The sequence below is a fragment of the Burkholderia sp. SIMBA_051 genome (genome assembly GCF_046534915.1).
GTDB lineage: Bacteria > Pseudomonadota > Gammaproteobacteria > Burkholderiales > Burkholderiaceae > Burkholderia > Burkholderia ambifaria.
In genome coordinates this window covers 82,722-97,520 of the sequence record NZ_JAWRXS010000008.1, presented here as the reverse complement: position 1 = coordinate 97,520, position 14,799 = coordinate 82,722, and the positions used below count along the sequence as shown (strand labels likewise).

12 protein-coding genes are annotated in these 14,799 nt (G+C 69.9%); 11 read left to right on the top strand and 1 reads right to left on the bottom strand.

Translation table 11 applies throughout. From position 1 onward, the window contains the following. The first annotated feature begins 250 nt into the window (after positions 1–250). The 4 genes from SB771_RS20745 to SB771_RS20730 all read left to right on the top strand — a co-directional run bounded on the left by SB771_RS20745 (position 251) and on the right by SB771_RS20730 (position 5,284). Positions 251–1,675, top strand: a complete 1,425-nt coding sequence (locus SB771_RS20745; RefSeq protein WP_175661184.1) for a PLP-dependent aminotransferase family protein — start codon at positions 251–253, stop codon at positions 1,673–1,675. 294 nt (positions 1,676–1,969) lie between these two features. Then, positions 1,970–3,508: an FAD-dependent oxidoreductase gene (locus SB771_RS20740; RefSeq protein WP_175661185.1), complete on the top strand. Its 1,539-nt coding sequence runs from the start codon at positions 1,970–1,972 to the stop codon at positions 3,506–3,508. Positions 3,509–3,717: 209 nt separating this feature from the next. Beyond that, the gene (locus SB771_RS20735; RefSeq protein ID WP_175661186.1) at positions 3,718–4,923 is read left to right on the top strand and encodes a zinc-dependent alcohol dehydrogenase; all 1,206 of its coding nucleotides are present in this window, start codon (positions 3,718–3,720) and stop codon (positions 4,921–4,923) included. Positions 4,924–4,951: 28 nt separating this feature from the next. Next, entirely contained in the window at positions 4,952–5,284 is a 333-nt protein-coding gene (locus SB771_RS20730; RefSeq protein ID WP_012372709.1) for a ferredoxin, read from the top strand. A 63-nt stretch (positions 5,285–5,347) separates the two neighbouring features. Here SB771_RS20730 and SB771_RS20725 read toward each other — a convergent pair whose 3' ends face one another. Further along, a complete protein-coding gene (locus SB771_RS20725) occupies positions 5,348–6,934 on the bottom strand; it encodes an ATP-binding protein (RefSeq protein WP_175661187.1) in 1,587 nt (528 codons plus the stop codon). A 293-nt stretch (positions 6,935–7,227) separates the two neighbouring features. On the opposite strand from SB771_RS20725, the gene SB771_RS20720 reads away from it, so the two are divergent. The 7 genes from SB771_RS20720 (at position 7,228) to SB771_RS20690 (ending at position 14,796) form a co-directional block, all read left to right on the top strand. Beyond that, a complete protein-coding gene (locus SB771_RS20720; protein WP_011660559.1) occupies positions 7,228–7,593 on the top strand; it encodes a hypothetical protein in 366 nt (121 codons plus the stop codon). 274 nt (positions 7,594–7,867) lie between these two features. Beyond that, positions 7,868–8,734 carry a BON domain-containing protein gene (locus SB771_RS20715; protein WP_175661288.1) on the top strand — a complete coding sequence of 289 codons (867 nt, stop codon included), beginning with the start codon at positions 7,868–7,870 and terminating at the stop codon, positions 8,732–8,734. 47 nt (positions 8,735–8,781) lie between these two features. After that, positions 8,782–11,589: an ABC transporter transmembrane domain-containing protein gene (locus SB771_RS20710; RefSeq protein ID WP_410721201.1), complete on the top strand. Its 2,808-nt coding sequence runs from the start codon at positions 8,782–8,784 to the stop codon at positions 11,587–11,589. Then, positions 11,531–12,058, top strand: coding sequence for a hypothetical protein (locus SB771_RS20705; protein WP_175661188.1), 528 nt, complete (start codon positions 11,531–11,533; stop codon positions 12,056–12,058). Before SB771_RS20710 ends, SB771_RS20705 begins: the two co-directional genes overlap by 59 nt. 187 nt (positions 12,059–12,245) lie before the next feature. Further along, positions 12,246–12,995, top strand: a complete 750-nt coding sequence (locus SB771_RS20700; protein ID WP_012372704.1) for an SDR family oxidoreductase — start codon at positions 12,246–12,248, stop codon at positions 12,993–12,995. Further along, positions 12,986–13,597 (top strand): D-glycero-alpha-D-manno-heptose-1,7-bisphosphate 7-phosphatase, encoded by a 612-nt coding sequence (locus SB771_RS20695; protein ID WP_011660554.1) that lies wholly within the window; start codon positions 12,986–12,988, stop codon positions 13,595–13,597. The genes SB771_RS20700 and SB771_RS20695 overlap by 10 nt, the downstream gene beginning before the upstream one ends. Beyond that, positions 13,594–14,796 (top strand): glycosyltransferase family 9 protein, encoded by a 1,203-nt coding sequence (locus SB771_RS20690; protein WP_175661189.1) that lies wholly within the window; start codon positions 13,594–13,596, stop codon positions 14,794–14,796. Before SB771_RS20695 ends, SB771_RS20690 begins: the two co-directional genes overlap by 4 nt. The last annotated feature ends 3 nt before the right edge of the window (positions 14,797–14,799 follow it).

Below are 14,799 nucleotides of genomic sequence, written 5' to 3'. Positions count from 1 at the left end.
ATCTGTTCACCACACCCGCGCGATTTGACGTTTGGCCGCCAAACTGTCACTTACATTCGCCGAATTGACGCAGTAGGATGCCGATCCTCGTCATGATGGATTTCGCATTGCTACCCGCCTTCAATTTCGGTAACGGCCGACGCTCGCACCCGAACGCCCGCCAGCGGGCACGGCTATCCGGCTTCGCGCATCGGCGCGGCACGCGCGCACACGCGTCGCGGGCCGGTTCACCGCTGGCGGGGCGAGGCGGATGAAGCTCTACGAGAAATTCGCGAACGACATAGAGAGACTCATCCGGCAGCGCGTGTATCGACATGGCGATCGTGTGCCGTCGGTACGGCAGGCGAGCCAGCAGCATCGGATCAGCATCACGACCGTGCTGCATGCGTACCTGTTGCTCGAAAGCCGCGGGCTGCTGGAAAGCCGTCCGCAATCCGGCTACTTCGTGAACCTGCGTCGCGACGACAACCACGCGCCGGTGCGCGAGCTGCGGCCGTCGAAGCCGATCGCGATCTCGTCGTCGGTCGACATGAGCCGGCTCGTGCTGTCGACGCTGCGCGCGATCGGCACCGACGACGCGGTGCCGCTCGGTTCGCCGTATCCGGACCCGAGCCTGTTTCCGTTCGAGAAGCTGAACCGCTATGCGTACGCAGCCGGCCGCGACAAGTCGCTGTGGGGCGTGACGGACGGGCTGCCGCCGGGCCATCCGCGCCTGATCCGGCAGATCGCGCGACGCTATCTGGAAAACGGGATGTCGGTCGATCCGAACGAGATCATCGTGACGGTGGGCGCGACGGAGGCGATCAATCTGTGCCTGCAGGCGGTTGCGAAACCGGGTGACACGATCGCGGTGGAGTCGCCGACGTTCTACGCGATGCTGCACGCGATCGAGCGGATGGGGATGAAGGCGATCGAGGTCGCGACGCACCCGGAATACGGAATCGACATCGCGGCGCTGGCGGCGATCGCAAAGTCGCAGCCGATCGCCGCGTGCATGGTGATGCCGAACTTCCAGAACCCGCTCGGCTTTCAGATGCCCGACGAGCGCAAGCGCGAACTGGTTGAGTTTGCAACGAAAGCCGGCATGCCGATCATCGAGAACGGCGTGTACAACGAATTGTATTTCGGCAACGCACACCCAAGCGCGCTGAAGGCGTTCGACCGTAACGGCATCGTGCTGCATTGCGCATCGTTCTCGAAGAGCCTGACGGCCGCCTACCGGATCGGCTGGGCATTGCCGGGCCGCTATCGCGAACAGGTCGAGAAGTTGAAGTTCCTGAACACGCTGGCGACGCCGTCGTTGCCGCAGCTCGCGATCGCCGAGTTTCTCGAGCGAGACGGTTACGAGCATCACCTGCGGCGGATTCGCAAGGCGTATGCGCAACAGGCGAACCTGATGCGCGCGATGGTGTCGCGGTTCTTCCCGGAAGGCACGCGCATCTCGAGCCCGGCGGGCGGTTACGTGCTGTGGGTCGAGCTGCCGGCACAGGTCGACGCGATGCGCCTGTACCAGCTCGCGCTGGAGCAGGGCATCACGATCGGGCCAGGCTATATGTTCTCGATCGCGGACACCTACCGCAATTTCATCCGGCTGAACTACAGCAGCCCGTGGTCGCCGGAGATCGAGCGAGCGATCGTCACCGTCGGCAAGCTCGCGGCGGCCTGCATGGATTGACGGCGCGGCGGCGCATCACGCGAAGTCACGTCGGGTCACGTCCCACATCGCCATCACGTCGCTTCGCGTGACGGGATGAAGAAGGGCGTGGCATGCGGATTGCGCGCGTCGCCGCACCCCGCGCATTGCGCATCCGGCGTGTTGCGCCGCAACGTGGATGACGTTGTACGCCGGGCGCGGATCGCATACGAGCTACATTCCGCGTTTGCGTGCGCCGCGGGGTTGTCTGTACCTGTTCTTTTCAGGAAGGACGCCGATAATGGGACCGTTACCCCACACTCCGGGAGCCATGCCATGTCCGCAAGTGACGCCTCGTCTTCACGTCCCGATCTCGCGCAGGGCATCGCGCTCGACGACATCGCCGACGGCGCGATGATCGAAGGCCGGGTCGGCGACGCAACGGTGCTGCTGGTGCGCCGCGCCGACGAACTGTTTGCCGTGACCGGGCAATGCCCGCACTACGGCGCGCCGCTGGCCGACGGGCTGCTCGTCGGCGACACGATCCGCTGCCCGTGGCATCACGCGGCGTTCTGTCTGCGCACCGGCGCAATGCTGCGCGCGCCGGCGCTCGACGGCCTGACGTGCTGGCGCGTCGAGCGTCGCGATGGCCGCGCGGTCGTGCTCGATGCACAGCCTGCCGCGTCGCCGCCCGCGCTGAAAGCGGCCGGGCTGCCCGAATCGGTGGTGATCGTCGGCGGCGGCGCGGCCGCGATCGCGGCGGCCGTGACGCTGCGGCAGGAAGGCTATCCGCACGCGATCACGCTGCTGAGCGCGGACAGCGAGCCGCCGTACGATCGGCCGAACCTCTCGAAGGATTATCTGGCCGGCACGGCCGAAGCCGACTGGCTGCCGCTGCGTGGCGCGTCGTTCTATACCGAGCAGCGCATCGACGTGCGCTGCGGCACGCGCGTTACGCGGATCGATCCCGCGGCGCACGCGGTCGAACTCGCGGACGGCAGCCGCGTCGGCTACGGCGCGCTGCTGCTCGCGACGGGCGCCGAGCCGAACCGGTTGACCGTGCCGGGCGCCGAGCTGCCGCACGTGCGCGTGCTGCGCTCGCGCGCCGATTGCGATGCACTGATCGGCACGCTGAAGCATGCGCAACGCTGCGTCGTGGTCGGCGCGAGCTTCATCGGGCTCGAGGCGGCCGCCGCGCTGCGCACGCGCGGGCTCGTCGTGCAGGTGGTCGCGCCCGATGCGCATCCGATGGCGCGCGTGCTCGGCGACGCGCTCGGCGACACGCTCCGCGCGCTGCACGAGTCGCACGGCGTGACGTTCCATCTCGGCGTGACGCCCGCACAGATCACGCCGGATGACGTGATGCTGTCGAACGGCGACGGGCTGCCGGCCGACGTCGTGGTGGTCGGCATCGGCGTGCATCCGGACGTGACGCTCGCGCAGGATGCGGGGCTGGCCGTCGATCGCGGCGTGACGGTCGACCGATTCCTGCAGACGAGCGCACCGGACATCTACGCGGCCGGCGACATTGCGCGCTGGCCCGATCCGTTGACGGGCGAGCGCATTCGCGTCGAGCACTGGGTCGTCGCGGAGCGGCAGGGCATCGCGGCGGCGCGCAACATGCTCGGCCAGCAGCGGCCGTTCGACGCGGTGCCGTTCTTCTGGAGCCAGCACTACGATCTGACCGTCCGCTATGTGGGACATGCGGAGCAGTGGGACCGCGTCGAGATCGACGGCGACCTGCGCGCGCACGACGGCTCGGTGACGTACTGGCGCGGCGACAAGCGGCTCGCGGTCGCGACGATCGGCCGCGATCTCGACTGCCTGAAGGCGGAAGAGGCGCTCGAGCAGCAGGGCGCTGTGAAGTCGGGCTGATGGTCGCGCTCGTGGCGTGTTGACTGCGTCGCGAGGCGGCTGAACCCGCGACCTCAGGCCCACCAACTGCGCACGTGCACACGACAAGCCCGACAACCACGACAACCACGACAACCACGACAACCCCAGCACGCCCCGACAGGCGCGCACCTTGCTCGAAAGCGCGACGGTGACTTCACCGTCCCCGCTTTCGACAAGGAGGGCCTGACATGAAAGCAGTGGTATTTCACGGCATCGGCGACATTCGCATCGATACGGTACCCGACCCGGAAGTCTCGCAACCGACCGACGCGGTCGTGCGCCTGACCGCCAGCGCGATCTGCGGCACCGACCTGCACATGGTGCGCGGTACGCTCGGCGGAATGAAGCCGGGCACGATCCTCGGTCATGAGGGCGTCGGCATCGTCGAGACGGTCGGGCGCGACGTGCGCAACCTCAAGCGCGGCGATCGCGTGCTGATTCCGTCGACGATCGCGTGCGGCAGCTGCGCATACTGCCGCGCCGGCTACACCGCGCAATGCGACGTCGCGAACCCGAGCGGCCCGCGCGCGGGCACCGCGTTCTTCGGCGGCCCGGCGGACACGGGTCCGTTCGACGGGCTGCAGGCCGAATACGCGCGCACGCCGCTTGCGAACGCGAGCCTGATCCGGCTGCCCGAGGCGATCGACGACGACCGCGCGATCCTGATGTCCGATATTTTCCCGACCGGCTATTTCGGCGCGCAACTCGCCGAGGTGAAGCCGGGCGACACGGTGGCCGTGTTCGGCGCGGGGCCGGTCGGCCAGTTCGCGATCGCGAGCGCGAAGCTGCTGGGCGCGGGGCGCGTGATCGCGATCGACCGCATCGCGTCGCGCCTCGACATGGCATGCGCGCAAGGCGCGGAAACGATCGACTTCTCCGAGGAAGACCCGGTCGACACGGTGCTGCGTCTCACCGGCGGGATCGGCGTCGATCGCGTGATCGACGCGGTGGGCGTCGACGCGATGCGCGCGACGCACGGCCCGGCCGCGGCCGATCGCGACGCGGCGCGCGCATTCGATGCGGAGGTCGACGCCGTCGCGCCGCGCCGCAAACCGGACGGCCGCTACTGGACGCCGGGCGACGGGCCGTCGCAGGTGCTGCAATGGGCGGTGCGCGCGGTCGCGAAGGCCGGCACGGTCGCGGTGATCGGCGTGTATCCGCCGCAGGCGCGCGTGTTTCCGATCGGCGAGGCGATGAACCGGAACCTGACGATCAAGATGGGCAATTGCAATCACCGGACCATCACGCCGCACCTGATCGAGCTGGTGCGCAGCGGCGCGTTCGACCCGGTGTCGGTGCTCACGCGCTGCGAGCCGCTGACGAACGCGATCGATGCGTACCGAGCGTTCGACGTGCGCGAGCCCGGCTGGATGAAAGTGAAGCTGACGCCATGACGATCCCACTGGAACGAGGAGCACTGCGATGAGCGATACGAATACTCGCTACGACAACTGCATGGCCGCGTGCGACGCGTGCGCGCACGCCTGTGACGCGTGCATGGCCGCGTGCCTGGCGGAGCCCGACGCACACAAGCTGGCCGACTGCATCGCGCTCGACATCGAATGCGCGCAGCTGTGCCGCTTCGCGTCGGGCGTGATGGCGCGCGGCAGCGTGGTCGCGCCGCGCGTGTGTGCGCTGTGCGCGCAGGTATGCGAGCTGTGCGCGGTCGAATGCCTGCGGCATCTGCACGAACATTGCCGGCGCTGCGCGCTGGCGTGCGACGCGTGCGCGGCGATGTGCCGCGCGATGGCTTGAGCAGGGCCTAAGCGCGCGCCTGCTCGAGGGCTCGAGCGAAGGCGTAAGCGATCGCGCACACGGTCATGGCGTGCCATGCACCGTGCGCGCGACACGCTGCAGCAGCGCGTCGAGCACGGCCATCTCGAGGGGTTTCACGAGGTGATCGTCGAAGCCTTCGCGCGCCGTGCGCGCGAGATCCGACGAGCTGGCATGACCGGACAGCGCGACACAGATCATGCCGCCCGGCGTGTCGATCGCGCGCAGTTCGTGCAGCAGCGTGTAGCCGTCGACGTCGGGCATCGACAGGTCGATGAGCATCAGATGCGGAACGGCTTCGCGCACGAGCGCCAGCGCGTCGCTCGCGTTGTACGCGACGCGCGGCACGTGCCCCTTCAGCTGCAGCAGCACGGCGAGCGTGTCGGCCGAGTCGCGGTTGTCGTCGACGACGACGATGTTCAGCGGCGCGGCGGTCGGCTTCCCTGCGCGCGGCGCGGGCGCTTCCGTCCGTGCCGTTTCCACGTGGTGCTCGACGGGCAACCGTACCGTGAACGTCGCACCGTGGCCGGGGCCGTCGCTTTCCGCGGAAATCCTGCCGCCATGCAGCTCGATGAACGACCGGCAGATCGCGAGGCCCAGCCCGAAGCCGTCGGACGGGCGCCGGCCCGGCACGCCGTCCTGGTCGAACAGGTCGAAGATCGTCTCGAGCGAACCCGCCGCGATGCCGACGCCGTGATCGGTCACGCGAATCGCGACGGTCGACCCTTCGCGGTCGGCGGAGACGTCGATGCGCGCGCCCGGCGGCGAGAACTTGGACGCGTTGTCGAGCAGGTTGTGCAGCACCTGCACGAGCCGCGCGGCGTCGCCGCGCACCACCACCGGCTCGGGCGGAAGTTCGACACGAAGATGCTGCTGGCGCGCGGCCAGTTTCGGCTGGATGCTCTCCACGCCGCGGCACACGACGTCGCGCACGGTCACCGGCGCGTTGTCGAGTTCGACCTTGCCGGCCGTGATGCGCCCGACGTCGAGCAGATCGTCGACGAGCCGCGTCAATTGTCCGACCTGACGGTGCACCGCATCGCGGCATTGCGCGAGCATCGGCGCCGGATCGGGCAGCGTTTGCAGCACGCTGACGGAGTGGCGCAGCGGTGCGAGATGGTTGCGCAGTTCGTGCGCGAGCATCGCGATGAACACGCTGAGCCGGTGCGTCGACATTTCCAGTTCGGCGAGCCGCTTGCGCTCGGTCATGTCGCGCGTGATCTTGATGAAGCCGGCCAGCTGGCCCCCATGATCGCGCACGGCCGTGATCGTCACGCTGGCCCAGAACAGCGAACCGTCCTTGCGCACGCGCCAGCCTTCGTCCTCGAAACGGCCGTGCGCGCTCGCTTCGCGGAGCCCCAGCGCCGGCCGGCCCGCGGCGATCGCGTCGGGCGGATAGAAGCGCGAGAAATGGTGGCCGATGATCTCGGTGGTGCGATAGCCCTTGATGCGCTCCGCGCCCGCGTTCCAGGTCGCGACGTTGCCTTGCGGATCGAGCATGAACACCGCGTAGTCGGTGATCGCACCGACGACGGTTTCGAAGCGGAACTCGGCGAAGCGATGCAGCAGATCGCGTGCGTCGGCGGGGCCGAGCGGCGGAGGCAATTCGGAAATGGCGTCGTCTTTGTTCATCGAAGCTGAGTCTAATGAGGGTGGCCTCGGGCCAACCCGGCCGCGCCTGGCGGGACCGGCGGCGGCGATTCGAACCGGATTGAGTCGCTCGAAAGCATACGGGAACCCGATTCACCTGATCAATGGGTGCGCATTGTGCATGCCGCCTATTGGATGACGCGGTCGATCGGGCTGCCGGCCGCCCGATCGCCGCGGACGCGGCATGCCGATTGCGTCGTGGTCCGACCCGCGCTACACGGGCGCATCGGGCACGCAGGCGGTCCTGCGGCCCGGCGGAACACGAGGACATCGACATGAACAGTACACTGAATCCCGACAACGAGCCGGTCGGCCCGGACGACGAGAACGCGTCGCGCGGGCGCGACGGACGCGCACTGGGCCCGAGCGACTCGTCCGACAGCGGCAGCGACACGGCCGGCGCGCGGCGCCATCCGTTCGACATCGATTCGCCGCTCGACGAGCACGCGCTGGAACGCGGCGACGCTGCGCTCGACAGCGATACGGACCGGGCGGGCACCGGCGAACGCGCATCCGCGGACGGCGATGCGGGGCTCGAGGACGCCGCGGATATCGAGCCGGACCGCACGGAACGATTCGACGAGGCCGGCGGCCTTGAAGACCCGGACGAGCCGACAGGCCCGGGCACGGGTGGCGCATAGGGCCCGATACGGCGCGGTTCCGCGCAAAAAGTGCAATCGCGTTGCAGATAGGGGCGGCAGCCGGCGCCGGCGCCCGGCGTTCGACCGGAGAGCGCCCGAGAACACGGGGAAGCCGCGGGCGGCGTAAACCGACGAGCCGCGTCGAGTCACCAACCCGCCTCGCCGTGTCGGGCCTTGCCACGACCGCGGCACGCGATTTGCAACCGACCGAACGACGCGCGCCGCGCTGCGGCATGGAGCCGTGCGCGGCACTGGGGCGCGCAAGGAGGACATGATGCAACGACGATATCCGGGACGGCAAGCCGAACGCAGTGGGCCGCCCGACTGGCAGGAACGCGGCGAACGTGCGTACCGGGGCGGCGAGCGCGACTTTCGCGGCGACGAAACCCGGCGGCACGACGCCGACTATGAATCCGCGTACCGGCGCTTCGCGAGCGAGAACGTCGGCCCGGAAGACTGGGGCAGCGAATGGAGTGAACGTTCGGCGCGCACATCGGCCGAGCGGCGTCCGGGCGACGTCGGCGACTGGCGCGACGCGCCGGGCGGGTCGCGCGACCCCGAATGGGAAGCCGAACGCGGCTACGGCAACCGCGGTCGTCGCATGGAAGGCGGCGAGGGTCGTGAAGGCCGCGAAGGTCGCGAAGGTCGGTATGGCGGCGATCAGCCGGGGTTCCGCGAGCATTACCGGATGGGCGGGTACGGCGGCGAGCGCGACCATGATCCGCGCGATCCACACGATCCGCGCCGTGCCGATGCGCAACGCGAAGCGATGCGCCAGCGCCGTGGCCCGAAAGGCTATACGCGCTCGGACGAGCGCATTCGCGAGGACGTCTGCGAGCGGCTCGCGCATGCGCTCGACATCGACGTGAGCGACGTCACCGTGCAGGTGCGCGACGGCCGCGTCGAACTGGACGGCACCGTGCCGTCGCGCTGGATGAAGCACGACATCGAGGACATCGCCGACGGCTGCATGTGCGTGCGCGACGTCGAGAACCGCGTGAGGGTGCGCCGCGACGACGACGAACACCAACCGGGCACGGTGCTGCATCCGTCCCAACGCACCGTCACGCCGACGCAGCCCGCCGTGCGCGACCCCGAACCGGGCAGCGGCACCGGCCGCGACCGCGAATCGCACCATTGACGGCCGATGCGCGGGACGACCCGACCACGGACCCAGGCCTCGCGCGCATGACGGCCGGCACCGACGAGCTGGCGCGCGACGGCCGCGACCCGCGCGGCAACGGCGCGCGCCATGACCGCTGCGATCCCCGCGACAGCCGCGACCACGACGTGCGCGGCCTGCGCATGCGCATCGCGCTCGAGCTGTGGCGCGCGATCCGGCATTACCGCACGCGCGTGTTCGCCGCGATCGTGCTGCTGGTGCTCGCGAAGGCGGCGGCCGTATCGGTGCCGCTGCTGCTGAAGGATATCGTCGACGGATTCGGCCGCGCGGCCGGCCAGCCGATCGCGCTGCCGGTGCTGCTGCTGTTCGCGTATGCGGTGGTGCGCTTCGCCGCGAACGCGTTGAACGAGGTGCGCGACATGACCTTCGTGCAGGTCACGCAGCATACGGTCGCGTCGTTTACCGTCCGCACGTTCGGCCACCTGCACCGGCTCGGCGCACGCTTTCATTCGCAGCGCGAGACCGGCATGGTCGTGCGCGATCTCGAGAAAGGCACGGCCGGCATCGCGTACCTGCTCGGCGTCGCGGTGTTCACGATCGTGCCGACCGCGATCGAGATCGGTTCGGTGCTGGTGATCGTGATCAGCAAGTACGGCGGCGGCTTCACCGCGATCATCCTCGTCACGTTCGCGGTCTACGCGGCGTATACGACCGTGTTCACCCGTCGGCGCACGCGCTACCAGCGCCGCGTGAACGCGCTCGAGGCCGAATCGAACTCGCGCGTGGTCGACAGCCTGCTCAACGTCGATACCGTCAAGTACTTCGCGCGCGAGGACGTCGAGCGCAGCCGGCTCGAACGCGTGCTCGACGACTGGCGCGAGGCCGGCGTCGAGAACCAGTACGCGCTGTCGACGCTGCATATCGGGCAGAGCGCGTGCATCGGCGCGGGCATCGCGGCGGTGATGCTGCTCGCCGGCCAGTATGTCGCGCGCGGCACGATGACGGTCGGTGATCTCGTGCTGATCAACGCGTACATCATCCAGATCAGCCTGCCGCTGAACGCGCTCGGCTTCGTGTTCCGCGAGGCGAACGACGCGATGACGAACATCGAGCGCTTGTTCGGCCTGCTCGATGCGCGCGGCCTGCCGGGCGAGGACGGCGACGCGCCCGGCGCGCAGCCGCTCGCGGTGCGCGGCGGCGCGATCGAGTTCGAGCATGTCGACTTCAGCTACGAGCCGAGCCGGCAGATTCTGTGGGACGTATCGTTTCGCATCGAGCCCGGGCAATCGATCGCGGTGGTCGGCGGCAGCGGCTCGGGGAAGTCGACGCTCGCGCGGCTGCTGTTCCGGCTGTACCAGCCCGATGCCGGCACGATCCGGATCGACGGGCAGGACCTGCGGCTCGTGACCGAGCGCAGCCTGCGCGATGCGCTCGGCATCGTTCCGCAGGACACGATCCTGTTCAACGACACGCTGGCCTACAACATCGCGTACGGCAGGCGCGACGCGACCCGCGGCGACGTGATCGCGGCCGCGCGCGGCGCGCAGCTCGACGCGTTCATCGAGCGGCTGCCCGATGCGTACGACACGCGCGTCGGCGAGCGCGGCGTGCGGCTGTCGGGCGGCGAGCGGCAGCGCGTCGCGATCGCGCGTGCGTTGCTGAAGGCGCCGCCGATCGTCGTGTTCGACGAGGCGACATCTGCCCTCGACACGCGCTCGGAGCGCGCGATCCAGCAGGAACTGATGCGCGTCGCGCGGCACCGCACGAGCCTCATCATCGCGCACCGGCTGTCGACGATCGTCGACGCGGACCGGATCCTCGTGATGGAGCACGGCCGGCTCGTCGAGCAGGGCACGCACGACGAACTGCTGGCGAGCGACGGCGTGTATGCGCAGATGTGGTCGCTGCAGGCGAAGCAGCGCGAGCTGGAGCGCACCGAAGCGAAATTCGCGCGGCAGCCGGTGCGGATCAATCCGCTCGTCGCGCACGTGCTCGACTCGCTGGCGGAGGCGGCCGCCCGGCGCGGCGTGCCGGTATTTCGCGAACTGTCGAACGAGGATCTCGTCGTGGAGGCCGATCCTGCCGCGCTGCGCCGCTTCGTGTGGGAGCTGTGCCGCGGCGGGATCGACGTGAGCGGCGGCGGCCAGGTCGAGGTGCGCACCGCGCGCCACGACCCGGAAGCGCGCATCACGATCACGTGCGCGGGCGTCGAGGCGCCGGAGTTGTCGCTGCTCGATCTCGAGCGGCTGCAGGACACGATCGAGGACGCCGGCGGCTACGTCGTGCGCGAGCGAGACGACCACGGCGTGACGTTGCATCTGTCGCTACCGATGTGCGCGGTGGCGCCGGCATCGCTACAGGCGGCCGGTGCCGGCGCAACCGTGCCGACGAAACCGCTCGACGGCGTGCGCATCGCCTGCGTCGACGATCACGACGAAGCGCGCGAGGCGCTCACCGCGCTGCTGAAGTTTGCCGGGGCGGACGTGCGCGCGTTCGCGTCCGGACAGGCGCTGCTCGACGACCTGTGGCACGCGCGCCGCGCGGACTGGCCGGCGCTGCTCGTCTGCGACATCGACCTCGGCGACGACGAGGAGGACGGCTACACGGTGATGCGCCGGGTCCGCCAGCTCGATGCCGAACGCCCGCGCGACGGCCGCGCGCCGCTGGAGGCGCTCGCGTTGTCCGGCCATGCGCGCGAACGCGACCGCACCCGCGCGGTCGAAGCGGGTTTCCATGCTTACCTGACCAAGCCCGCCGCGGCGGACGACCTGATCGCGGCGCTGCGCGCGCTCGCGTTTTCCTCCGGAGAACTCCATGCCGAACCTTCTGAATCCGACGCCCCCCGAAACCCTGACCCAGCGCCGCGGCGGTAGCGCGTTCGCCGATCGCCAGGCCGCGATCGCGGCCGTCGAGCTGCTGCTGCCGACGTTGTCGGCCGCGTTGCAGAGCGACTTCGTCGGCGACAGCGGCTGTCTGCACATCGTGATCATGGATCCGGCGCTCGGGCCGCGCGACGCTGCATTCGAGGACGCCATCCTCTACGAGTTCTCGCTGCCCGACCCGAAGGACTGGGATGCGGACTATCGCGCCTACGCACGTGCGAAGGCGCGGCTGTCGTGGGAAACCGGCCGCGACGGCCACGTCGTGCAGGCGCTGGAGCCGTACCGGCTGCGCGCGGGCGACACGAACCTGTGGGGCGGTGTCGCGCAGCACGGGATCGTGGTCGGCGTGTCGGGCGCGCAACCGTGGTTCGACGAGGCGTTCGCGGGCTGCATCGCGCACTGCCTGCGCGCGCTCGCGAAGCACCGCGCGCAGGCGACGCCGGACGCGCTCGCGATCTGAGCCCGGGCGCGCGGGCACGTTTTTACAGCCCGTTATAAAAAAGCCAGCGACCGCGCGCCGCCCGCCGACACGGCACGGGCGCGCGCGCACGGGCATGCTTCTCGCTGTACCCCTGTACCGACGCTTGTCGCGACAAGTGTCACGGCCACGATTTCGACGATTCTTCGGACGCATACAGGAGGTGCATGTGAACGCGACTCACGATCCCGCCCGCCAATCTCTTGCCGGACGCACCGCGCTCGTGACGGGCGGCGGCCGCGGCCTCGGCGAGGCCATCTGCGAGGAGCTGGCGCAACACGGCGCGCACGTGATCGTCGCCGATCTCGACGGCGACCGCGCGGCGGCCGTCGCGCAACGACTCGAGCGGCATGGCGGCCAGGCGGTCGGACGGCCGCTCGACGTGCGCGACGAAGCGTCGGTGCTGCAGGTGGTGCACGACGCGCGCGAGGCGCTCGGCGATCTCGACGTGATCGTCAACAACGCGGCGATCGACGTGACCGCACCGATCGACGACGTGAGCGTTGCAGCGTGGCAGCAGGTGATGATGACGAACCTGTTCGGCCCATACCTGATGTGCCACGCGGCCGTGCCGATGATGAAGGCGCGCGGCAGCGGCCATATCGTCAACATCGCGTCGACGGCATCGAAGCGCGCGTGGCCGAATGCGTCCGCGTATCACGCGACGAAGTGGGGGCTGCTCGGGCTGTCGCATGCGCTGCATGCGGAATTGCGGCCGGCCGGCGTGAGCGTGTCCGCGATCGTCGCGGGCGGGATGCGCACGCCGTTCCTGCTCGACCGCTTCCCCGACATCGACGAGGACACGCTGCAGCCGCCGGAGCACGTCGCGGCCGCCGTGCGGTTCGTGCTGACGCAGCCGCCGGGCACCGTCGTGCCGGAGCTGATGGTGTTGCCGATGAAGGAGACGTCATGGCCCTGAAGCGCGAACGGCGGCTGCCGGGCGCCGTGCTGCTCGACAAGGACGGCACGCTGCTCGAGAACGTGCCGTACAACGTCGATCCCGCGCGGATGAAGCTCGCGCCGGGCGCGGCGCGCGCGCTGCGCACGCTCGGCGAGACCGGCATGCCGATCGCGGTCGTGTCGAACCAGCCGGGCGTCGCGCTCGGCCGCTTTACCGAACGTGAGCTTGGCGCGGTCCGCCAGCGTCTCGCCGAACTGTTCGAAGCGAACGGCGCGGTGCTGGCGGACTTTTTTTACTGCCCGCATCACCCGGCGGGCAGCGTGCCGCGCTATACGTGCGACTGCATCTGCCGCAAGCCGCGCCCCGGCATGTTGCGCCGCGCGCTCGCCACGCTCGGCGCGGTCGCCGAATGGAGCTGGATGATCGGCGACATCCTCGATGACGTCGAGGCCGGCCGCGCCGCACGCTGCGGCACGATCCTGGTTGACTGCGGCAACGAGACCGAATGGCGGATCGACGCCACGCGCACGCCGCTCCACGTGGTCACCCGTCTCGACCTCGCCGCCGACATCGTCGTGCGCGAGGCCGTGCGCCGTCACGGCTCGTGGGTGCGGCGATGAGCGCGGCGTGGGATCGTGCACGCCGGATCCTGTGCGTGCGGCTCGACAGCCTCGGCGACGTGCTGATGACGACGCCCGCGCTGCGCGCGCTGAAGGAGAGCGGCCACGGCCGCCGGCTCACGCTGTTGACCTCGCGCACCGGCGCCGCGCTCGCGCCGCATCTGCCGATGGTCGACGACGTGTGGACGTATGACGCGCCCTGGGTCAAGCATCCCGACGCGCGCGGCGATCCGGTCGTCGATCTCGACATGATCGGCAGGCTGCTGGCCGGCCACTTCGACGCGGCCGTGATCTTCACCGTGTACAGCCAGAGTCCGCTGCCGGCCGCGATGATGTGCTGGCTCGCGGGCATCCCGCTGCGGCTCGCGCATTGTCGCGAGAATCCGTATGAACTATTGACCGACCGCGTGCCGGAACCCGAGCCGGAATCGTTCGTGCGCCACGAGGTCGCGCGCCAGCTCGCGCTGGTGCGCTCGATCGGCGCGAAAACGTCCGACTGGCGGATGGCGTTCGAGCCCGGCGACGCGGCGCGCGATGCGCTGCACGCCCGGCTGCGCGCCGCGCTCGAGCGCATCGGCGGGCCGCACCGGCCGGGCTCGGCGCGCGCGCGCTGGCTCGTCGTGCATCCGGGCGCGAGCGCGGCGTCGCGGCGCTGGCCGGCCGAGCGCTTCGGCGCCGCGGCCGCGCGGCTCGCGCCGCTGTTCGACGGAATCGCGGTGACGGGCAGCGCCGACGAGCGGCCGCTCGTCGAGGCCGTCTGCGAACGCGCGGGGCCGCGCGCGGTGCCGCTCGCGGGCGCGCTGCCGCTCGGCGAACTCGGCGCGCTGATCGAGACGGCCGACCTGCTGCTGTCGAACAACAGCGGCCCCGTGCATCTCGCGGCCGCGCTCGGCACGCCGGTCGTCGACCTGTACGCACTGACCAACCCACAGCACACGCCGTGGCGTGTGCCGCATCGCGCGTTGAACGTCGATGTGCCGTGTCGCAACTGCTATCGCAGCGTATGCAACCAGCCGGGGCATCCGTGCCTGCTCGGCGTGAGCGTCGACGACGTCGTCGCGGCGACGCACGCGCTGCTGCGCGGCAGCGAGCGCCATGCGCAACGCGCGGCCGCGCGCGCCGCCGTCCGCGGCGTCGAGCCGGTCGCCGCGAACGCATCGAACGTGATTCCCTTCGCGCACGTCATCACCAGGAGCTGACGC